The organism is Peribacillus sp. SIMBA_075 (assembly GCF_046534585.1).
This window is the reverse complement of sequence record NZ_JAWRYN010000023.1, coordinates 20,140-42,240: the sequence shown is the minus strand read 5'-3', so window position 1 is coordinate 42,240 and position 22,101 is coordinate 20,140. Positions and strand designations below refer to the sequence as shown.

At 40.4% G+C, this 22,101-nt stretch carries 23 protein-coding genes and 1 pseudogene; 9 read left to right on the top strand and 15 right to left on the bottom strand.

Features of this window, described 5'->3' with window-relative positions; translation table 11 throughout:
• Nucleotides 1-79 precede the first annotated feature (79 nt).
• Both SB775_RS16700 and SB775_RS16695 read right to left on the bottom strand, forming a co-directional pair.
• Nucleotides 80-604: a hypothetical protein gene (locus SB775_RS16700; protein WP_061465365.1), complete on the bottom strand. Its 525-nt coding sequence runs from the start codon at nt 602-604 to the stop codon at nt 80-82.
• 321 nt (nt 605-925) lie between these two features.
• Nucleotides 926-2,410 (bottom strand): amino acid permease, encoded by a 1,485-nt coding sequence (locus SB775_RS16695; RefSeq protein ID WP_410862320.1) that lies wholly within the window; start codon nt 2,408-2,410, stop codon nt 926-928.
• Nucleotides 2,411-2,879: 469 nt separating this feature from the next.
• On the opposite strand from SB775_RS16695, the gene SB775_RS16690 reads away from it, so the two are divergent.
• Together SB775_RS16690 and SB775_RS16685 are read left to right on the top strand one after the other, a co-directional pair.
• The gene (locus tag SB775_RS16690) at nt 2,880-4,505 is read left to right on the top strand and encodes a M4 family metallopeptidase (protein ID WP_410862318.1); all 1,626 of its coding nucleotides are present in this window, start codon (nt 2,880-2,882) and stop codon (nt 4,503-4,505) included.
• 273 nt (nt 4,506-4,778) lie between these two features.
• Nucleotides 4,779-5,180 carry an SET domain-containing protein gene (locus tag SB775_RS16685; RefSeq protein ID WP_056523115.1) on the top strand — a complete coding sequence of 134 codons (402 nt, stop codon included), beginning with the start codon at nt 4,779-4,781 and terminating at the stop codon, nt 5,178-5,180.
• A gap of 267 nt (nt 5,181-5,447) precedes the next feature.
• Here SB775_RS16685 and SB775_RS16680 read toward each other — a convergent pair whose 3' ends face one another.
• Together SB775_RS16680 and nagZ are read right to left on the bottom strand one after the other, a co-directional pair.
• Nucleotides 5,448-5,636, bottom strand: coding sequence for a hypothetical protein (locus SB775_RS16680; RefSeq protein ID WP_410862316.1), 189 nt, complete (start codon nt 5,634-5,636; stop codon nt 5,448-5,450).
• Nucleotides 5,637-5,725: 89 nt separating this feature from the next.
• Nucleotides 5,726-6,970, bottom strand: a complete 1,245-nt coding sequence (nagZ, locus tag SB775_RS16675; RefSeq protein ID WP_410862314.1) for a beta-N-acetylhexosaminidase — start codon at nt 6,968-6,970, stop codon at nt 5,726-5,728.
• Between the two features lie 271 nt (nt 6,971-7,241).
• On the opposite strand from nagZ, the gene SB775_RS16670 reads away from it, so the two are divergent.
• Nucleotides 7,242-7,595, top strand: a complete 354-nt coding sequence (locus SB775_RS16670) for a hypothetical protein (protein WP_089361804.1) — start codon at nt 7,242-7,244, stop codon at nt 7,593-7,595.
• Between the two features lie 72 nt (nt 7,596-7,667).
• Here the strand turns inward: SB775_RS16670 and SB775_RS16665 are convergent, their stop codons facing one another.
• Nucleotides 7,668-8,450: a TrmB family transcriptional regulator gene (locus SB775_RS16665; protein ID WP_318686569.1), complete on the bottom strand. Its 783-nt coding sequence runs from the start codon at nt 8,448-8,450 to the stop codon at nt 7,668-7,670.
• A gap of 226 nt (nt 8,451-8,676) precedes the next feature.
• On the opposite strand from SB775_RS16665, the gene SB775_RS16660 reads away from it, so the two are divergent.
• Both SB775_RS16660 and SB775_RS16655 read left to right on the top strand, forming a co-directional pair.
• Nucleotides 8,677-9,447: a TSUP family transporter gene (locus SB775_RS16660; RefSeq protein ID WP_089361806.1), complete on the top strand. Its 771-nt coding sequence runs from the start codon at nt 8,677-8,679 to the stop codon at nt 9,445-9,447.
• Nucleotides 9,448-9,570: 123 nt separating this feature from the next.
• Nucleotides 9,571-10,509, top strand: coding sequence for an oxidoreductase (locus SB775_RS16655; RefSeq protein ID WP_410862312.1), 939 nt, complete (start codon nt 9,571-9,573; stop codon nt 10,507-10,509).
• A gap of 469 nt (nt 10,510-10,978) precedes the next feature.
• Here the strand turns inward: SB775_RS16655 and SB775_RS16650 are convergent, their stop codons facing one another.
• On the bottom strand, nt 10,979-11,419 hold the full coding sequence (locus SB775_RS16650; RefSeq protein WP_089361807.1) for a peptidylprolyl isomerase: 441 nt from the start codon (nt 11,417-11,419) through the stop codon (nt 10,979-10,981).
• 161 nt (nt 11,420-11,580) lie between these two features.
• On the opposite strand from SB775_RS16650, the gene SB775_RS16645 reads away from it, so the two are divergent.
• The gene (locus SB775_RS16645; protein WP_410862310.1) at nt 11,581-12,573 is read left to right on the top strand and encodes an NADPH:quinone oxidoreductase family protein; all 993 of its coding nucleotides are present in this window, start codon (nt 11,581-11,583) and stop codon (nt 12,571-12,573) included.
• 37 nt (nt 12,574-12,610) lie between these two features.
• Here SB775_RS16645 and SB775_RS16640 read toward each other — a convergent pair whose 3' ends face one another.
• The 3 genes from SB775_RS16640 to SB775_RS16630 form a co-directional block, all read right to left on the bottom strand.
• Nucleotides 12,611-14,071 (bottom strand): PAS domain-containing sensor histidine kinase, encoded by a 1,461-nt coding sequence (locus tag SB775_RS16640; RefSeq protein WP_089361809.1) that lies wholly within the window; start codon nt 14,069-14,071, stop codon nt 12,611-12,613.
• Between the two features lie 137 nt (nt 14,072-14,208).
• A complete protein-coding gene (locus tag SB775_RS16635) occupies nt 14,209-14,637 on the bottom strand; it encodes a cell wall hydrolase (RefSeq protein WP_061465376.1) in 429 nt (142 codons plus the stop codon).
• Between the two features lie 227 nt (nt 14,638-14,864).
• A complete protein-coding gene (locus tag SB775_RS16630; protein WP_089361813.1) occupies nt 14,865-15,134 on the bottom strand; it encodes a DUF1292 domain-containing protein in 270 nt (89 codons plus the stop codon).
• A 209-nt stretch (nt 15,135-15,343) separates the two neighbouring features.
• Here SB775_RS16630 and SB775_RS16625 point away from each other — a divergent pair.
• From SB775_RS16625 to SB775_RS16615, 3 genes and pseudogenes are all read left to right on the top strand, one after another.
• Nucleotides 15,344-15,921, top strand: a pseudogene (locus SB775_RS16625) (sigma-70 family RNA polymerase sigma factor).
• Nucleotides 15,921-16,604 carry a DUF3600 domain-containing protein gene (locus SB775_RS16620; protein WP_410862307.1) on the top strand — a complete coding sequence of 228 codons (684 nt, stop codon included), beginning with the start codon at nt 15,921-15,923 and terminating at the stop codon, nt 16,602-16,604. Before SB775_RS16625 ends, SB775_RS16620 begins: the two are co-directional and overlap by 1 nt.
• Before the next feature lie 226 nt (nt 16,605-16,830).
• Entirely contained in the window at nt 16,831-17,217 is a 387-nt protein-coding gene (locus SB775_RS16615; protein WP_061465380.1) for a VOC family protein, read from the top strand.
• A gap of 383 nt (nt 17,218-17,600) precedes the next feature.
• Here the strand turns inward: SB775_RS16615 and rpsN are convergent, their stop codons facing one another.
• From rpsN to SB775_RS16585, 6 genes are all read right to left on the bottom strand, one after another.
• Entirely contained in the window at nt 17,601-17,870 is a 270-nt protein-coding gene (rpsN, locus tag SB775_RS16610) for a 30S ribosomal protein S14 (RefSeq protein WP_061465381.1), read from the bottom strand.
• 266 nt (nt 17,871-18,136) lie between these two features.
• Nucleotides 18,137-19,306, bottom strand: a complete 1,170-nt coding sequence (locus tag SB775_RS16605) for an NAD(P)-binding domain-containing protein (protein WP_410862305.1) — start codon at nt 19,304-19,306, stop codon at nt 18,137-18,139.
• Between the two features lie 66 nt (nt 19,307-19,372).
• Entirely contained in the window at nt 19,373-19,522 is a 150-nt protein-coding gene (gene rpmG, locus SB775_RS16600) for a 50S ribosomal protein L33 (protein WP_061465383.1), read from the bottom strand.
• Nucleotides 19,523-19,543: 21 nt separating this feature from the next.
• Nucleotides 19,544-20,737, bottom strand: a complete 1,194-nt coding sequence (locus SB775_RS16595; RefSeq protein ID WP_410862303.1) for a GTP-binding protein — start codon at nt 20,735-20,737, stop codon at nt 19,544-19,546.
• Between the two features lie 520 nt (nt 20,738-21,257).
• A complete protein-coding gene (locus tag SB775_RS16590; protein ID WP_176431796.1) occupies nt 21,258-21,428 on the bottom strand; it encodes a hypothetical protein in 171 nt (56 codons plus the stop codon).
• Nucleotides 21,429-21,592: 164 nt separating this feature from the next.
• Nucleotides 21,593-21,973, bottom strand: coding sequence for a nucleotide excision repair endonuclease (locus SB775_RS16585; RefSeq protein ID WP_176431821.1), 381 nt, complete (start codon nt 21,971-21,973; stop codon nt 21,593-21,595).
• Nucleotides 21,974-22,101: the final 128 nt, after the last annotated feature.

Genomic DNA, 22,101 nt, shown 5'->3' with positions numbered 1-22,101 from the left:
AAGGCTAGATTTTAGCCTTATGATAAATCCTAAAGCTGAAAGCAAACAAAAAAGGAACGGTCACTAGCACGTCCCCTTTTTACTTGCAGCTATCATCATCATCCATTTTCTTCACAAATATATCATCCGTCACCCTATCTTCCAGCTTGTTCCTCAAGGCCAATTCCGCAGCCTTCCCATCACTAGGCGACCCGTCCGCGAAATACATCGGAAACAAGGAGAAAAACATAATATAGAAAGAAAAATAGATGAATTGATACCAGATCACCGAGCTGTCCAGGATATTCTGATACACTAAGCTATATATGATCAACATGCTGACTAAATTAAAGATAGCCCCCCCTAAATATATCAGCGTATTCGTCAATCGATTATCATGTTTTAATCCCTTGAACTCGCAAGTCCCATTCCAAAAATAATATTTCCTCACCTCTATGTTCCGAAAGGCGAAAAGTTTATTACCACAACCGATCAAGATCTTCTTTTCTGATCCCCCAAAGATCGTAACAAAGAAAATATGCCCGCTCAAATGTATCAGCGTAACGATTGGCATGATCAAAAAAAAGGAAAATAGAAATTTAATGATATCAGAGAGACCAAACATGTTTAAGCAACCCTCCTTACCAGTGCAATTTTCTTGAACGTCCTTTTAAAAGGATGTTACTCTGATACCCTGCCCACACTAGTTATAACTAGTAAATTTTCACAGAAGGTATGTGTGGATTTCCATAATGATAAGAGAACAATTTCTTCATCCACCAACTTAAATTTGACTGTTTCCAATCAGACCGGACTCCTACTTAATTCGTCCTATCTCCGTTTAATTCGTCCTAGCTCCTATTTTTCGGCCTTTAATATGAGCCTATTGATAAACAAATAAAAGCCGGACAATTGAATTGTCCGGCTGATTTTACTTTACGCTTGTTCATTCATATTTTTTGTCAAAGTCAAATTCTACTTCATCAAGTTTAACGAATTTAGTTTTTCTTACCAGTTTATAGCCAAGCCAAAGGCCAAGGAAAAGCGGGATTCCCAGGTATGCAGCTATAACACTGCCCCAATCAATCTGGTCTGAGAAAAATGCTTGGATATTTTGGGACAGGATGACGATCATGCCAATTAAAATGGCGAAGATTGGCCCTATCGGGAACCATAATGCCTTATATGGAAGCTTCTCCAAAGAATTGCCTTGACCGATGAATGCTTTGCGGAAACGGTAATGGCTGATGGAAATGCCGAGCCAAAAGATAAATCCTGTTATTCCAATCGCATTCATTAACCAAATATACACTTTACCATCACCGAATACGGAAGCTAAAAAGGCTAGCATTCCGATTGAGCACGTCAAAATCATTCCTGCAACCGGTACGCCGCGTTTATTAAGTTTTGCAAAAATGCGCGGTGCTTGTCCATCTTTTGCCATTGAATATAACATACGCGTAGATGCATATAGACTAGAGTTACCTGCTGATAATACCGCTGTTAAAATGACGGCATTCATAAGCGAAGCTGCAAAGGCCACACCAGCCTTTTCAAATATGAGCGTGAACGGGCTTACCATGACGTTATCCCCTTGTAAACTTGAATTTGTATAAGGGATAAGCAGTCCTATCACAAAGATTGCCAATACGTAAAAGAGCAGGATTCTCCAGAAGACACTTTTAATGGCCTTTGGTATATTCCGTGCAGGATCTTCACTTTCACCGGCAGCCACGCCGACAATTTCGGTACCCTGAAAAGAAAAGCCAGCCGCTATGAATACGATGAAGACACCCATGAACCCACCCGGGAAAGGAGCGTCGTCGACTGTGAAGTTTTTAAAACCTACTGCTTCGCCACCCATGATGCCGACAATCATTAGTATTCCAACGATTATAAAAATAACGATGGCTGTTACTTTTATGAAGGAAAACCAGTATTCCCCTTCACCGTATCCTTTAACAGATAAGTAGTTTAATAGGAAAATGAGCACCAAGAATGATGAACTCCATAACAACGATGGACTATTCGGAAACCAAAATTTCATGATCATTGTTGAGGCTGACAACTCGGCCGCTATGGTCATCGACCAATTGAACCAGTACGTCCATCCCAAGGCAAACCCAAATGCCGGATCGACGAATTTCGTTCCATAGGTACTGAATGAACCGCTTGTCGGCATAAAGGCGGCCAGTTCCCCTAAGCTGGTCATCACGAAGTACACCATTGCCCCAACTAAGGCATAAGCAAGTAATGCGCCGCCTGGTCCAGCTGTATGGATAGCTGCCCCGCTGCTAAGAAACAGTCCGGTGCCAATCGCCCCTCCAATGGAAATCATCGTTAAATGACGAGATTTTAAACCGCGCTTTAATCCCTGTTCTTCTTGCTTTGGAGGATGCTGCAAGATGTCGTTTTCTTGTTTTGGTATCATAAATTTTCATCCCTTTCTATATAAGCGCTTTCATTTATGGGGAAATCCATTTAATAAATTTTCCTATTTCATCGACCTTCAAATAGAGCTAATTTACAATCGAATATTCCTTTTCTGATATATATGCAAGTTCTATGCCAGAATTAAAAAACCGCAATATTCAACAAATTATCAAAAAAAACGACTTAAATAGACAAAATATTTTGCACTTTACGCCACGTTTTTTTGCACTTTATGCCACGGTTTTTTGCACTTATAAAAAAGCAGGATTTTTAACGGGGAAAATATTAAGATCCTTTTACATAATTGAAATATTACTGTAAGAATATTCAGAAATAATAAATCTACCAAAAACCATTTTTCTCCATTTTATAACTTTAAATGTCATATTTTTTGCGAGTTTTCTCCATTTGATAATAATATGAAAGGATGCAAAAATGAGGTATTCTCATGAGGGAGTTGAGTGTTTATGAAAGGTAAGGTATTTGTAGGAACTGCACTATCCATCGGTCTATTATTTTCTGCTATTCCCCATCAAGAAGCTTTAGCGGCAAAAAATGTGTTAAGTGTTGAAAAGTACAATAAGCATAGGGATTCGCTAGAATACAAGTCTGGGAAGCTTACGGAACCCTCAAAGCAAACGGCAGAAGATATCATTCTTACCTTTTTTGATGAGAACAAAAAGTCTTACAAGCTAGAAAAGCAAAAGGCGAAGGACTCCTTCACGATCGAGAAAGAAAGCAAGGATGAACTGGGCAATACTGTCCTTAAATTGCAACAAACCTATAAAGGCGTACCAGTATGGAATTCCACACAAGCCGTATTGATTGACGCTAAAGGTGTATTGACCGTCGTGTCCGGTACGGTTGAAGCCAATCTAAACACGAAATTAGGGAAAAAGGCTAAAAAAGGCATCAGTGAATCTGAAGCTATCAAAATAGCGGAAGCGGATCTGGGGTTCACACCTGCCTACGAGCAATCACCTGAATCTGAGCTATATGTATACGCAAATGAAGGCAAGGCCGATTATGTATATAAAGTCAATTTGAAATTCTTAAGTCCGGAACCTGGAAATCATAATTATTTCATTTCAGTCAAAACGGGTAAAATCCTGAATAAATACAATACACTAGATGAAGTGACGGGAACCAATTCCGTCGGAACGGGCACTGGCGTCTTAAACAACACCGTATCGTTGAACACTACCTTATCCAACGGTCAATACTATTTACAAGACAATACACGCGGCAAAGGCATTTTCACCTATAATGCCAATAACCGTTCAAAATTGCCTGGTACACTCTTTTCCAACACGACAAATGCTTTTACTACTTCTGCCGATAAAGCTGCGGTGGATGCCCATTTTTATGCAGGTAACACCTATGATTATTACAAATCCACATTTGGCCGGAACTCCTATGATGGTAATGGAACCACCCTGAAATCAACCGTCCATTATGGCTCAAGATACAATAATGCTTTTTGGGATGGCACCCAAATGGTTTACGGTGATGGAGATGGCACGACGTTCATTCCATTGTCCGGCGGGCTCGATGTCGTTGCGCATGAATTGACGCATGCCGTCACTTCCTCGGAATCGAACCTTACCTATCAATATGAATCCGGTGCTTTGAATGAAGCGATATCTGATATTTTTGGCACTGTCGTAGAATTTAAGAATCAAAGTGCCAAAGCGGATTATTTGATCGGAGAAGATATTTACACACCTAACATTTCCGGTGATGCACTCCGCTCGATGGCTAATCCAACATTGAATGGGGACCCTGACCATTATTCGAACCGTTATACAGGAACGGGTGATAATGGCGGAGTCCACACGAACAGCGGAATCATTAATAAGGCAGCTTATTTAATCTCTGCAGGCGGAACCCACCATGGCGTGAGTGTATCCGGAATCGGCATCGATAAATTGGGAACCATCTTTTATCGGGCAAACACAACATATTTAACTTCGTCGTCTACTTTTTCACAAGCCAGAGCGGCCGTCATACAAGCGGCCTCTGATTTATACGGTTCTAGCAGTGCAGAAGTCACAGCTGTCAAAAATGCCTTTACAGCTGTCGGTGTGATTTAAGGGATTTACCTATACGACCGACACCTCCCTAGCTTCACTTCTAGCGGAGGTGTTTTTTGTATGTATATATATTTTCCGGCCGAATGATCACTTTTTTCGGCCTTCATGTGAATTATTCCGTCACACGGAACTTATGATAAAAGGTAGGGCCTCAATAAATTCCCAAAATGAGTGTGAAAATGATTATTTCCGTAAAATAGTTGCTTTTCTCCTTATTAACTGTCAAGCTTAGATGATCTGGACTATATTGAATAGAACAAGTAGGTGACGAACATGATTGAAGTTAAAACTTCCACACTCAGTGATGGTGAGTTCAATAGAGGCGTATTCGCAACACAAGACATTAAAAAAGGTGAGCTTTTGCATGAAGCACCTGTCATTGCTTACCCAAACGAGGAGCATGTTTTCATAGAGAAAACATTGCTTGCTGATTATGCATTTGAATATGGAATTAACCATACTGCCATGCTTTTAGGCTATGGCATGCTGTTTAATCACTCTTATACACCAAATGCTACGTACGACATCAACTTTAAGAATCATACATTTGATTTCTTTGCTTACACTGACATAAAGGCAGGAGAAGAAATCCTGATTAATTATAATGGTGAAGTCGATAATGAGGATCCGCTTTGGTTCAATAAAGAAGATAATGGTGAAGATGAAGCTGAATGATCATTGATCATTCATGAAAGCACTTGTACTTTTGACAGGCCTGTCCAAGGTCTTCGGAAGAAACGGGTGCTTTTCATTTTCCTTTCACCGGGTTCTAATTAATGGAGGTCTTCTTTGAAGTCAGGTAACACGCCATTAACCCGTTATTTTTTTAACCAGTCGGATCGGGGGAAGAATGGAAAAGTGAAGATATTTGGTCAAAAAGGGAGCAATGAAAAAAAGCCCCATCAAATTGCATGATTGAGCAACCTGATGGAGTTTTTCATCTTAATGAGGGGATGGGTCACTTGATTTTGATTTAGTTAATGATTGGAGTTGGCTCTTAACCTTATCAATGGTTTCTGGTGTGGCTAGCGATTTTATTTGACTCATGGTTTTTTCACGAGTTTTCTTATTGCGCATTAAAAATGCTGCAGCTCCTATCAGGACGGTTCCAATCATTTTGTTTGATGGCATGTGAATTTCCTCCTTCAAGTTAGTTATAGTTAGTATTCCCTCTATCAACTGATTTAAACTAAAGCATCCTGTTGTGTGCGATTTCCCTTTTATTTATCCAAATTCAGACTTTCAATATACTTTATGCTTTCAGGGCTTTTCACCACTTTTTCAGCTTGATCCGGGTCTGCCTTCGTTTGCTTCATAGTGTAGAATTTATATGTCAACACTCTTTTCACTGACTCGTTAATTCTATCTATTGGAACTTCTCCTGCTTTTACAGCTTCGAGTAATCCGTTATATACCTCAAGTTCATGGGAGTATTCATGACAGACAAGTAATAAATCAGCTCCTGCAAGGATTGCTTGCTTCCCCATCTCTTCATAGGAGAAATACTTGTTCACAGCTCCCATTTCCAAATCGTCCGTGACCACAAGCCCTTCATACTTAAGTTTCCCCCGAAGCAGGTCTTCTATGATGACTTTAGAAAGGCTTGCAGGTTTTTCTTTATCATAGGCTGGGTATTTAATGTGGGTCACCATCACGAAAAACTTTTGGTTATCCATTTCACTTATGATTTGCTTGAAAGGATAAATATCCGAGTTTTCTAAATCAAGTTGGTTTGTTTCCACTGACGATGTTTCGACATGCGGATCGATTTCGCTGCGTCCGTTTCCTGGAAAGTGCTTCAATGCACCAGTTATGGATGCATCATTCAAGCCTTGAATGGCTTTCTTTCCGTATTGATAGACCTTTTCCGGATCTTTTCCAAATGAACGCTCATCCGTTTTCGATAGATCAAGAACAGGGGCGAAATTTATGTTAATCCCCATTGAACCAAGTTCTTTCCCATTCAATTTTGCCACCTTGTACATGTCTTCGACAGAGGCATTTTTCCCAAGGTCCTTTTGCGCCGGGAGTGGCGATACCCGTTCCCTCATCCGGATTGTGTCCCCGCCTTCCTGATCGACGGCCACCATGAGCGGAAGCGGATGTAAGCTTTGATCGGCTGTTTGCTGCAGCGAATTTGATAACTTAGCCACTTGTTCAGGCGATTTCATATTGCGGTCAAAATAAATGACGCCCCCTATATGTTTTTGTTCGATAAGCTCCGTAATTTCACTGTTTTTTTCAGTTCCCTTGAAACCGACCATCATAAGCTGTCCGATTTTCTCTTCAAGCGTCATTTTTTCGAGCATTTTTTCTATTTTCTCATGGTTATCCGTGTTTGCATCGAAGTCTTTCCCTTTACCCTCTTTAGAATTCGCATCCATATTCAACTGAATGAACAACACTGTAAAAAAAGAGAGGATTGCGATAAAGGCCAGACCCAAATATATATTTTTTTTCTTCATGCTTTGCCTTTCTTTTGGGGGCCTTGCATTTCAAAAGCGTTTCTCTTCTTCATTGATTCTTCCTCTTCAAATAGTACTTCATCATTCATACTGCCCGTCCTTCCTTAACTGCGTATTTATTTATCCCACACCTGACAACATGATTTCGTAGAACACTCTCTTAATCATGTTCATAAACGGACAATTCTATAGCATCATTGAGTATTTTTTGCATAAAGCATTTGCCACGTACCATACTACATACATACCCTATTTCAAAGGAGATGCCCCCATGGATGGAATCTTGAAGAATCTTGCCGAAACCTTCAGTCATGCAGTCGATTATGCAAAAGAAAAAATAACAACAATTACAGGAACAACTTCTGTTACAATAGTGGAATTGAGTGAGCACATCATCAATCAGCCTGAAACAAAACTAATCAGGAAAGACCTTTTAGGTATACCCTTTTCTTTTTATCATTTACAAAAAGAAGGTGTTACGTACTATGTGGAAATGAAAAGCTCACAAATTCTCCAGTTGGATGTTCTAGCGCATGACCATATCATTGTGTCGTACAGGTCTTATCGAGATAAATCCAACTTACCGACGGCGATTAGATTTCCTAAAACCCTTTTATCCAGATGACTCTGAAATAATAAAAAAGCTGATATCCCCTTACATAAGGGGTTATCAGCTTTTTTATTATGGTTCCAACTGCTATAGCGAGAAAAAACGGTCCCTTTCCCTCGAAATCCATTTCTCAGCATCTTCTTCGTCCTTTTTAACTAAGCGGTTAACGAGGATATCATGCCAAATGTAATTTTCGAGAAAATTAATATGAATGGGATCATCTGTGTAAAACGCCGTTTCTCTCGTTTCCGAAGAAGGGCCGTAAATCGTCTCCTTGCCATCAATGGATAGGATGAACCATTTGTTCTCTCCTATATTGTCCACATAGCTGGTTTTACGATGTATATCTAAACCTGATAATGGGTGTTCAACCTGAAATACAATCCCCTTGAGAGTGCAATGTGCAGCTACCCCCTTAAGCTCTTGTTCAAGTTTCCCATACATCTTGTCCCATAAGGAAACTACCACCCTTCTCTCCGCTTTTTGAATCAAAGTACGGCAAAAGGATAGGATATGCGCTTCACCCTTAAGCGTCATTACACGATTGTCGGTCATGGGCTCGATTTTCTCGAATTGCTTTAGTGTATGGCTGATGGATTGATAGGTATTGTTCCATTTCGATTGGACGGATTCCAAAAACACATCGACTGGTAATGGTGAATATTGTATCGATTCATTGATTTCCTCTTTTAAGACGACTCCTTCTTCTTGAAGTCCATTTAATATTTCATAGATACGTGCCCTGGGAATTCCAGATTCCTTGCTTACTTGATAGGCACTGGTTGGACCTTGGCGAACTAAAGAAACATAAGCCTTTGCTTCATATTGACTAAACCCGAGAGACTGTAGTTTTTGAATGATATCTTGCATAGTACCTCCTAGTGCATTAAGTAAGTTATATGCCTATCATACCAAATCTCCTATCGAAATCTATTCGATTTCAAAAGGTATGGGAACATAACTCATCATATTCTTATTTACAGAAAGATTTTAATTAGTTACTATCTAAATAGTGACTAATTAAAATACTTTGGGTTATGGCTGCCGCAAAAGTAAGCATTTCGGCCATAATGCCCTTGATACGGAGGCTTCTTGGATGGAAGATATACAAATTTCAACACTCTTGCTGCTGATGTTTTTTGGCTTTTTGGCAGCATTCATTGATTCTGTGGTCGGCGGTGGTGGCCTGATTTCCATACCCGCTTTATTATTTTCTGGACTTTCCCCAGCAGCTGCGATTGCAACGAATAAGTTAGCAAGTTCCATGGGGTCTTTAACAAGTACAATTGCCTTCATTCGTTCAGGTAAGGTCGATTTTCGGTTCGTGGCTAAACTTTTCCCATTTATTTTTATAGGATCGTTACTGGGTGCCTGGGTCGTCAATTTCGTCTCACCCGAATTATTAAAACCACTGATCTTAGTTCTTTTACTAGCTATAGCCATTTATACCTTTTTAAAAAAGGACTGGGGACAAGAATCGACTTACAAGAGGCTCACATGGCAAAAGGCCGCACTATTCGCGTTCGCTATATTTGCCATTGGTTTTTATGATGGATTTTTGGGGGCTGGAACGGGATCTTTCATTTTGTTTGCCTTTTTAATGATTGGCTTTGATTTTTTGCACTCTGCAGGAAACGCAAAATTTCTAAACTTCGGAAGTAATCTGGCAGCACTGATCATGTTCATATTTCTTGATACCGTCAACTTTTCCTATGGAATACCGATGGGGATCTCCATGATAGCAGGAGCATTGGCAGGTTCTAAATTCGCCATTAAGAAGGGAGTGGCATATGTAAGAGTATTATTCATCATCGTTACCGTCATCCTGATCATGAAAAATATAATTGATTACTTAATGGGCGGCTAATTAAAAAATTCCGGTTACATCAGAAAAATAGAATACAGCACCTGATTCCCTCCACAGAATGTGACATATAGGAATTATTTGGGTATATGATAGGTATAGAATGTGTGGAAAGGTGTGATTTGGATGATTGAAAAGTGGAATGGCGAAGATATGGCCGATGTATCAGGGCAAACCATTGTGATTACTGGTGCAAATAGTGGACTTGGCTTCGAAACGGCTTTTGCCCTGGCCGGTAAGGGGGCAGAGATCATTCTTGCCGTCCGGAATGCTTCTAGGGGTGAAAAGGCGGTCGATAGAATCATCTCGGTGCATCCTAAAGCGAATGTACGCGTGATGCAGCTGGATTTAAGTGATTTAAGCAGCATTCGGCATTTTACTGATTCCTTTAACGAAAACTATGATTCACTCTCCGTCCTTATCAATAACGCAGGTGTGATGATTCCGCCATACAGCAAAACGAAGGATGGTTTCGAGCTGCAATTCGGCAGCAACCATCTCGGTCATTTTGCTTTGACAGGCCTCCTTCTTCCGCGTATCCTTTCTACACCAAAATCGCGGGTTGTCACATTGAGCAGCTTGGCCGCCATCAATGGATTCATAGACTTCGGAAATCTAAATGGTGAAAACGGCTATAAACCGATGAAATACTATGGGCAAAGCAAGCTGGCCAATCTTCTATTTGCCCGCGAATTACAGAAAAAATTCAACCAGCATGAAGCAAACCCGATTAGCGTTGCCTGTCATCCAGGCCTTGCCCATACTAATCTCATGTCACGCGGATCTGGCAAACCCATGAATAGGTTCGTCCACTTTCTTTCCAAAACCTTCACCCAGCCGGCAAATATGGGAGCACTCCCCACTCTTTATGCCGCAACGGAACCAACCTTAACAGGCGGGGAGTATATCGGACCCGATGGAAAGAAAAGCAGAAAAGGCTTTCCTAGAAAAGATACTATCATCGATACTTTGTATAATGAAGAAACTTCGAAAAGATTATGGGATATTTCGGAAACCATGTCAGGGGTCAAATATTGTTTCAGTGAAAGCATTACGCCAAAATGACTCAATATTTTAAAGGGTTCCCTCTTTTCGTATATGTGTATCTCTAACAAAAATGATGCCCCCTAATTTACATTTAAAAAGGGTCATGAATTAGGACAGACAAGAAACAGACGGTATGGGGAAATTATAAAGGATCCACAGGTGGTTCTATTGTAAAGATGTAAAAAGGAGTGGGGAGCATGAACAAAAGTGGTAACTTTGATCTTTGTGTTGGAACAATGGGTATGTGTCATTCTTAACCATGCTCCTGCAAAAGAAGTAAAATCAACAATCAAAGCCGAAGTTCTAGACAGCGAGAAAGGGCCCCCGAAAAGGGTTCTTTCTATATTTGCTTTGCTCTAATGAAACGTTTTCTTCAAATAGGTTTACTTTCATTAGTTACTATACAAAATGGGCTTATAGTGTAAGTCTGCTGCCCTTTAAATAGCAAAAAGAAAGAGGGAGCATATGCCCCCTCTTTTCACTTCCATCATTCAGCGTCAAAAACTTCGACTTTTTCCATTTTGTCGCCATTTTTCATAGCTTTAGCCGTTTCAAGTCCAGATGTCACTTTACCGAATACTGTGTGAACACCGTTAAGATGCGGTTGTGGCGCGTGCACGATAAAGAATTGGCTTGAGCCAGTATCTTTTCCAGCGTGTGCCATCGATAGGCTGCCTGCCTCATGTTTGTGAGGGTTTCCTACTGTTTCACATTTGATTTGCTTGCCGCTTCCGCCTGCACCTGTACCTGTAGGGTCTCCGCCTTGGCTTACGAAACCAGGGATTACACGGTGAAAGACTACACCATTATAAAATCCTGTGTTTGCTAAGTTTTCGAAGTTAGCCACTGTGTTCGGTGCTTCGTTCGGGAAAAGGTCGAATTCGATCTTTTCTCCATTTGTCATAAGTATGTATCCTTTTTTAGCCATGTAAAACATCTCCTTTAATATGAACTGAATCAAATCTAATAGTAACATTTTTAGAAGTAGAAAGAAAAGGAAGCGCTACTTATTTCGAATTGCATCATTATACTTTTTGACGTTTTTTCTTCTATAATGGAGTAGATTCAGTATAAAAGGGGGAACGAACCATGTTACAGCAATTTGATGCATTGGTTGTAAACAAGCAAGATGATCGATTTTCCGTTAACATTCAGCAACTATCACTTGATGATTTGCCGCAAGGGGAAGTGCTCATCCGTGTCCATTATTCTGGTGTGAACTATAAAGATAGCCTTGCCAGCATTCCGAATGGAAACATTGTCAGCAGCTATCCGATCGTTCCAGGAATTGATATGGCTGGTATAGTCGTTTCATCTGAGGATTCCCGGTTTCAGGAAGGCGACAAAGTCATTGCGACCTCCTACGGGATTGGCGTTTCACAATCCGGCGGCTACAGTCAATTTGCCCGTGTTCCAGCAGATTGGATCGTTCCACTTCCTGATGGCCTTACACTGAAAGAGGCGATGATCATCGGAACTGCAGGTTTCACTGCTGCCTTATCAGTTCTGCGCCTTGAAGAAAATAACCTCACTCCTGATCAAGGGAGCGTTCTCGTCACTGGTGCAACTGGCGGGGTCGGCAGTTTCGCTGTCTCGATCCTTGCCAAACTTGGCTATTCAGTGGAAGCAAGTACAGGAAAGGAATCGGAACATGGATACCTAAAGGAAATCGGAGCGACGACCATTGTATCCCGTGAAGATGTATATGATGGCAAGCTTCGGGCACTTGGCAAACAGAAGTGGGGCGGGGCGGTAGATCCCGTCGGCGGTGAACCGTTAGCCTCGGTCCTTAGCCAAATCAAGTATGGCGGATCTGTGGCGGTAAGCGGATTAACAGCTGGCACAAGCCTTCCTGCCACCGTCTTTCCTTTCATCTTAAGAGGTGTTAATTTACTTGGGGTCGATTCGGTCAATTGCCCGATGGATACTAGATTGCAAGTTTGGCATCGCCTTGCCACCGACTTTAAACTTGCACATTTAGAACAGCTCGTTCAACAGGAAATTACTATTAAAGAATTGCCTGACATCCTTCCTACCCTATTAAAAGGGGAAGCAAGAGGCAGAACGATCGTTAAGCTATAATCCAAAAAGTGACGAAAGCATGGCTTCTCGTCACTTTTCATTGTGAGCTCTCATTGAGGGGGAGAATGATTTCTACAATCGTCCCTTTTCCCACTTCGCTACTGAAATGAATTTCCCCATTATGCCCATGAATGATTTTAGTACTGACCATGAGCCCCAACCCTGTTCCTTTTTCCGTTGTGCTATAAAAAGGCTGCCCCAAATGCTTCATGCGCTCTTTTGAGATTCCACAGCCTTGATCAATGAATCGGATCATCGCGTAGACTCCCTCATAGTTTAACTGTATATGAAGTTTGCCGCCTTTCGGCATGGCTTCAATCGCATTATTGACGACATTCGTGAAAACCTGTTTTAACTGATTCGGTTCGCCAATGACCGATCCCAAACCCGTATTATATTCCTTGATGATTTCAACATCATACAATATCGCTTGAAACTCGGCTAATGTAATCACACTATCCAAAATATCGTTAAGCTGAATCGATTCACAAACCTTCGCTTCAGGCTCTGCTAAACTTAAAAATTCATTGGCCAGCATTTCAATTTTCTCAACTTCGCTGACCGTCATTTCAAGATAGTCCTTTTGCTCAGGGTATTCGCTTAATAATTGTAAAAATCCTTTGACCGTAGTTAATGGATTTCTTATTTCATGTGCGATACCCGCAGCCATTTGTCCAACGGCCGATAACATATTGGATTTACAAAGCAGCTCTTCGGTTTTTTTACGCTCCGTAATATCCCTGCAGAATACCTGTATGGCTGGATGACCTTTATAAATAATCGGAAGACCGAGTGTTTCTCCATAAAATACTTGTCCGTCAAGTCGAATGAACTTTTGTTCCAGTAAACCAACCGCCTGATAATCGTCCCTCATTATCTCGATTCTTTTTTGTACACTTTCCCGGGAATCCAGGTGAACGAACTGAAAGACCGACTTACCGATAATATCTTCCACACTATCCATCCCCAGCATTTTTGCCCCCATGGGATTCATATACTCTATTATCCCATCACGATGTACAAAAATCGCTTCAGGTGACACCTCCACTAAACTGCGATATCTTTGCTCACTTTCCTTCAAGGCAGCTTCAGCAAGCTTTTGGTTCGTGATATCCCGATAAACGAAGACCAGTGCGGACGGCTCATATTCATTATCCCGGATATTAAACAGGGAGATGCTCACATTGATTAACCGGCCATCCTTCCTTTGCCTGACCGTCTCAAAGCCTTTCTTTTTTACCCCTGCCCTAATTTGGTCATGCAATTCCTTGGCTGATTCCTTCAAGAATTCAGGAATAATTGGATATGGCATGCCAATGAGTTCATCATTCTTCCAACCGAAAAACTCTTCAAAAGCGGCATTTACTTGAAGGGTCTTTCCTTCCAGATCAACAATGGATATGGCGTCCGGGTTGTTCTCCATGAATGACTTAAGTGTATCATCCACCGACTGTTCTCCCATTTGCCCTTGTCCATAATTAATAAGCCTTTTACTCATCAAATTTTTTTATTCCTTTCTTATCCGGAAATTTACAGTCTCAATTTTACAGTATCAGTAAATCATTTGCCAGTTTTATCATATGATAAAGATTGATGCACAAAGAGGCCAAACCCCCATAAGGTTCAGCCTCTTCCTTAAAATGTACTATAAATATTTTCACATTCTGCACCTGTAGGTTCATAAAAGCAATGAAGCTTGAAACGCCCAACGAGGGGCTGATTATACCAGGTTGCCGGACAATCTCCCTGTGGCCTGAAGTACCATAGACTAAATTTCGAGGGCCATAGCCTTTCACCATTTATACTGCGACGTGCAAGCCTTATTTCCCTTTCCCTTGCTCGTTGATAAAAATAACCCTTCTGCACAGCTTCAAAGGCATGTTCCTGATAAATCATGTCTGGAATCGTCCTCAACCCTTTGAAATCGGAACAATTAGATCTAATCCGATTGATCCCTACATTCCCGATCATCAACATGCCTTGATCACCTTCACCCTCGCCTTCAGCTCTAAGCAATCTTGCCAATAAGGCACGATCGGCTGCAGTGTTCTTTACAACAGCCATCCTATCACCTCCACTTTTTTATCCTATGCCCCTGATATGGAAAAATACTCCGTTTTTTCACAAAACCTTCATATAAGATACACGTCCCATCAATATTAAAACATTATACTTAAGTAAGGCTGGGTAGCACGCGTGGCTATCATGGTATTTGGCGAAGGCGGGGCCAATACTTTCTTTTTACATATAAAAAGGCGGCACATATTGTGCCGCCTTTTACTCTTGCCCCATCATTCTTTCTCTTCAAATGCCGCTTCAAACGCCAATGATACCTTTTCGAACTCTTCATCCGATTCGATATCGAGCAGCTCACCTTCGCCTTCGACCCTGAAAAAGAAAATATCGATATCTTCCTCTGTATCTTCTTCAATATCTTCAAGCAAGCCTACTGCTACATATTCCGTTCCTTCTACATCCAATGATCCTAAAACCTCAACTTCATGGCCTTCATCATTGTCATCAGTAAGGGTGAAAACCTCACCTTCACGAATATTACCCATATTACCTCTCCTCCCATATCCATTAAATAATGGAGTTGTTTCCATAGTATATCGACTATTCCATATAGAAACAAATTTTTGCCCTGGAAAAAAAATAAATTCTTTTCTTTTCAAGAAAACAATCCATTAAAATGGGAAAATACCCCTAAAAAGCGAACGAAATATTAATACCTTACCAATATATAGTATAGACGAAAGGCGGTTATAGGATGAGTGACCAAAATGATTTAATTTCCAGCATCAAACTTTTCTTAAAGGGAGAGAAACAGGCATACGACGAGCTATATGAAAAAACTATTCAAAGTGTCTATACGTTCACTTTCTTATAGACGAAAAAGCGGATATTGACGATGTGATTCAGGACATCTACATAGAGGTCTATAAGTCTCTTCCTAAATATGATTGCGAAAGACCTTTCAAACCATGGTTAATGGGGATTGTCATACGGCAGCTTCAAACCTATCGACGGAAAAGATGGATGCGCCTAAGGATTTCTAAAAAGGCAGAAGCAGAAGTAGCAGTACGAATCAATGTTCCAGATTTTTCTCATGACATTGTTGATAAAATTTCTAATCAACAACTCGTAGATTTAGTAAACCAGTTACCTTACAAGCTAAAACAAGTCGTAATTCTTCGCTACTTAAATGATTATTCACAAGAAGAGGTAGCCAGAATTTTAGAAATCCCGATTGGAACCGTTAAATCCAGGATTCACGCTTCTTTAAGAAAGCTGAATGCGAAAGGAAAAGAAAGTCAATTATTTTTAGAGAAAGTGAGGAATGTATAATGAACAATCTTCATAATCAATTAAGGGAAGCGTTATATGAAGAAAGTAAGAGCCTAAATCCTTCACCAGAACTAAAAGTGAAAGTAATGAGTACAATAACAACTAATCGAGGAAAAAGAAAAAAATATTTAATAACAAGCGTGCTGATTGCTTCACTGTTACTCCCAACCAGTGCTTTCGCCTATCAATCCTTCCTGGCTGATGATTTATACGGATCATTCGAGCAGGTAAAAAAGCATTTGGCTAATGCTACCATGGAGGGATACCTCCTTTTCGACGCAAAACTGTCCCAAGCTAAAGGTGAATTGGGAAAAGAAGAGTATGCTGATTTCAAAGAATTACTACATGTAGTAACTGAGTCTAAGCTAGACTATGGAGATGCAAACGGCAATATTGATTACGACCAACTTCCTTCAAGAAAAATCGCTGAATTAAAAACAGCTTTTATGGAAATACAGCCATATTTCGATAAATTAAACGGACTAGTATCCAGTGAAGAGTTGTTAACGGCTGGGGAATACGAAACGTATATTGAAGCTCTTATGACATATGAAAAAATTTCCGTGCAAAGTGGGAGTGAAAACGGCTCAGTTAATGTCGATGACTTACCTGCCAATCTTCAAGCTGAATTTCAAGAAGCAAGGGATTTCATGGATTATGTAAATGAGATGCAAATTCAATGAAGTAGAAAGAGTTCTCCACTATACATGTATAGACAATACTTTTCTTCATTAAGTATTGTCTATTTCTTTATCAATCATTTTCCACGATTAACCAGCCAATTCTTCCTTCATCCATAATTTTTTAATAATCAGAAAAACACTACCCCGAAATTGTAATTTTATTACGAATAATGTTATATATACTAATACTTTCATATTGTACTAAACAAAATTAGGAGGAAGTTCCTTGGCTATAAAAAGAGTCGATCATATCGGAGTTGTTGTAAGAGATCTTGAAGAATCCATAACCTTTTATCAGGATGTATTAGATTTAAAAGTGAAATCGCGGGTGCTACATACTAATGGTGTAATCCAACTAGCATTCCTTGGATACAATGATTCAGACGAAACAGAAATTGAATTAATTCAAGGTTATAGCGACACACTGCCATCCGAAGCAACGATCCACCATTTTGCAATTACAGTGGATGATATCGAAGAGGAATATGACCGGATTAAAAGTTTAGATAACATCGAGCTGATTGATGAAGAAATCGTCACCCTTCCAAATGGTTATCGCTATTTCTACATATATGGACCAGAAAAAGAGTGGATTGAATTTTTCCAAAGGTAAAAGTTGATTAATAAAAAGGCAGAGTTGATAAAACTTCTGCTTTCTTTACGTTATCTTACCTTACCTAAACCGATCTGGTTCTCTCACGCCCCCTTTTCGTGCCTTAATTTCTGAACAAGCATTAAAGTTAGTAAAATAAAATTACGCCATACACTTCCTTTAAGCTAGGTTAGACATGAAGCGGCCCTTGGTTTATTAAGGGCTCTTATTCTCATGAACGATTCCTCTTTGTAACTAACAAAAAATCATACATCCTGCTTCTCAAATTGTCTTATTAACCGATTTAATATTATATACTCTTACTGCTTAAAGCTTTCCTTTTCAAAATAAAAAGTTGATTCAAGGAACCTTCCCCCTGAATCAACCTTGCTTTTCTCCCCGCTTCACCAGCTTGCCTTTTTGACACCTGGCAGTTGCCCTTTATGAGCAAGTTCCCTAAAAACGATACGTGACATGTTGAATTTGCGCATATATCCACGGGGCCTTCCTGTTACTCCGCAACGATTGTGAACCCTTGTCGGCGAAGAATCACGCGGGAGTTTGGCCAATGCAGCATGATCCCCCTTCTCCTTCAATTGCGTTCTAAGTTCTGCATACTTTTCGACCATTGCCAACTGTTTTTGTGCTTTTACCACCTTGGATTTTTTAGCCATTTTAATCTCTCCTTTTTAAACATAATGATTTTATAAATTGGCTCTTTTCGTAAAGATTGTTGTTTTTAAAACGAAACTATTTAAGGTTGATTGGAGCGGAAGTGCGAGACTCCTGCGGGAGCAGCGGGACAGGTGAGACCCCACAGGCGTTTACGCCGAGGAGGCTCACCGCCCGCACCAAGGAAAGCGAGCATCTTGAGGGGAAATCAACCACAACTCACTACCTGGTAAATAGCAACAAAGTATGTGAAAACAGCCTATAAATTCTATAAACTGTTCACTATTCGTTCCGCTGCCTGTCTTGCTCCAGATATATTCCTGGATATCGGTCCCATTTCAAGTTCAGCCAATGCACCCGTGACATATAAACCAGGTCCCCACTGCAACGACTGCGATACAATCGGATAACCACATTCAGCAAGGCGTAAATCATGCGACTGGATGACTGGCGTTAGCCAATCCTTCCCTGGCATTGAAGACTTAAAGCCGGTTGCTAAAAGGATCGTCCCTGTTTGTTGGATAACCTTTTCGTTTTTATCCCTGAGGCTAGTATGCCCGTCCCTCCACACAGCGCTTATCACTTCAACATCCATGACACGCAATAATCCCTGTTTAACCTGATTCATCAGCACTTTATGTAAGTCAGGTGGAATGGATCCCTTATAACGGGCATGGATAATGGCTTCGCGTCTTTTTTGATAGCTTGTTATAGCACGGAAAGGACGCTGTCTTTTCGGCCCCAACCAACCAGGATCACTATCGAAATTATGAATTCTAAACGGATGCCGCTTTAGTACCGTTACTTCATTGGGATAGATCTTACTCAGCTTTAAAGCCAGATGGACAGAAGATATGCCTCCCCCAATGATCGTGATGGGTCCATGTAATTGTGTCAGCTCCGGAATATTTTCATCGAATATGTGAAAAATGGAGCCCTCATGCTCTTGTTTTAATTGCAGTGCCCAATCCGGCCAATAATGCTGTTCACCAATACCAATTGAAATCACGAGTTTTTTCCCTGCAAGTCGTCGCTTGTTTTGCAATTGTACTTCCCAGCCCTGTCCCGTTTTACAGACAGACGTGACTTTCCCTTGCACCCATGCCTGCTTAATAGATAAATCATCTGCAACTTGAGCACAGTGTTCATTGAAGGATTGTAGGGATGGCCGCTTATATTGGCCATAAAAGTTATTGTTCCAGTCTGCTCTTTCCACATATTTCTGCAGGCTGAATGGATTCACATCCAGATGGTGTACGGATGGTGAACGTAAATATGGCATTGAAATCACTTCCGTACAATGCTTCCATCTCGCCAATGGTTCTTCATTTCTATCTACAATCGCCAGCTGGTCCACTGTCGTTTTTCCTGACTTTAGTAAAAATGTGGCCATCGTCGTACCTTGAATGCCTCCGCCAATAATGATCCATTCCAACATGAACTCCCCCCCTTTTACATCCATTCTCTTCAATAAAACATAATCATTACGATTTAAACCTCGGAATTACTTCGTTTCTCGGTGAAGCGTGTGTTTCTTTAAACGCGGGCAGTACTTTTTCAATTCGATTCGATCCGGGTTATTCCGCTTGTTCTTCGTTGAGATATAATTTCGGTCCCCTGATTCTGTGCATGCTAAAGTAATGTTTACTCTCATGTTTGTTCCTCCTAAGGTTTATTAATGAACTATTTCCGTAAATGCAGGTAATGGATCTTCATACAGAGACCAATCCTGCTGCAGCTCTATTTCCGTCAATAAGCATTGATCTAATTCATTTTCGATTTCCTGTTGATTCATTTGAATGCCAATCAACACTAGTTCCGTCATCCGGTCTCCGTAAAGATCATCCCAGCGTTCCAATAATTCAGGTTCATCCTGCAGTATCTGCTGTTGTTCATCTTTAGGATAAGCAGCAATCCATTTACCTGCTCCCTCGATCATTAATGACGGTCCAGCCTGTGATAGCAGGCCCGCTGTATCATTTCTTGATGCCAACCAAAGGAAGCCTTTTGCCCGCACAACTTCCACCGGCCAATTTTCCAACCACGTCATCAGCCGCGATGGATGAAATGGTTTTTTCCTTCTGTAAACGAAGGAGGCAATCCCATATTCTTCGGTTTCTGGAATATGCTCTTCATTTAATTCCTTGATCCAACCCGCCCCTTGGCTTGCCTTTTCAAAATCAAACAGATGGGTGTTGATGACTTCTTTTAATGGCACCTGGGAATGATCCGTTTCTATAATCCGCGCATCCGGGTTTATTTTTTGAAGGACCCCATTTAACTCCCCTATATCTTCGGGCTTCATTAAATCCACTTTATTTAGAAGTATTACATTGGCGAACTCAATTTGATCAATCAATAGATCAACCACTTCCCTCTGATCGGCCTCATCCTTTGCCTGCATTCGATCAATAAGAGTTTCTCCTGAAGCGTAATCCTGCCAAAAGTTCTTCGCATCAACAACGGTGACCATCGTATCGAGCCGACAAAATTGTGATAAATCAATTCCCACGTTTTCATCAACATACGTGAAGGTTTGGGCGACCGGAACGGGCTCACTGATACCGGTCGATTCAATCACGATATAGTCGATATTACCTTGTGTGGACAGCTTTTCCACTTCAATCATTAAATCCTCACGAAGCGTACAGCATATGCAACCGTTCTGCATTTCCACCAACTTTTCATCTGTCCGGGTAAACCCTCCCTGTTTGACAAGGGAAGCATCAATATTGACCTCACTCATATCATTGACGATGACGGCAACCTTCAGATTCTCCCGATTTTCAAGGATATGATTCAGCAGTGTCGTTTTTCCCGCGCCAAGGTATCCACTCAAAACTGTAACAGGGATTTTCTTATTTCTCATTCACAAACACTCCTTAAACATTTCTGCTTTTTACCCACCCGCAAATCAAAATCATTACGATTTATTCGATAGAATTATTTTTTCGTTTAGTACTACCCCTTTATAATAAAACGTAATCATTACTATTTGCAAGTTTTTTTCAAAATTACCTCTCGAATATTTCCTGAACGAGTTTATCGCCATTGCTCCAAATACAGCAGCATGGGCACTCACGTAAAAAATTCATCTGTGCAGAAATTCCAAAAATACGCTCCATCGTTTTCGCCGGCCTTGACTGTATAAGTTATTTTATTATTAACGAATTGAATTAAAGTAAGTTTATAAAAATAAATAGAAGCCCAATCACACCTAACAACATGTGTAATGAACCTCCAGTGCGGCTTTATAATTTATTGTACTTCCATATAACAGCTGATCATCAGCAACGTTTCATTATCCAATTCATTTTTCCTTTTTTAAGAAGAACCTTTAACGTATTACTTTGTTGCAAATCGAGCAACAAACTTTTTGGTTCATATGCTTATTCCGCCATTTCCCACTCTGAAGATTTTACTGTCTCTTGTTCAAAAGTTTCAATCTCTCTCTGTTTAGCCAGTTTAGAAGCTTGTGACACGGACCATGTTAAATTCCCAAAGGCAATCACTGTCCCGATCGAGATAACTAACACCTTTTTACAAAGTATTTTCTTCAATAGCAACCTCCTGAAAATGTATTGGATTACTTTAAATATAAACCAACACTGTTAACCTAACATTAAGCGACTGTAAATGTACGGAACTTATATTTGTACATAAGTTGTAAACTTTGTTTGCCCACAAAAAAAAGCTGATTGCATGCGCAGCCAGCTTTTTTTCCTTATTTATAGAACACTTTGTCGACGTTGTATTTAGCATGAAGTTTATTGATCATGTACGTTTCATAGATATCACGTTCCATAGCGTCTTCGACTATAAGAATGTCAATTTTCTTGACTTCATTACGATGCTCTTTAATCGGAGAAACATTATCCTCGAAATGCTTCTTGACCCTTTGTCTTAATTTACGAGCTTTTCCGACAAAAATCAGCTCATCATTTTCATTGTAAAACAAGATGATGCCGCCTTTATCACGGGGAATCAAATGAAAATCGATAAACCCGTAAATTTCAGGAATGACAGCTTCGTCTCCTTCTATAACTTGTTTTCTTTGTTTGATGCTTATATCCGCTGCAGGGATTTCAATTTTTATCATTACAATTCACGTCCTCTATTTGTATAAGGTGAAACTTTCTATCGGAATCAAAACTCCGGTAATGGATAAATTTCACGCCAGGCACACTTAAAGGTAAATGGTATCATAATTATGAATGAAAAGCCATGTATCCC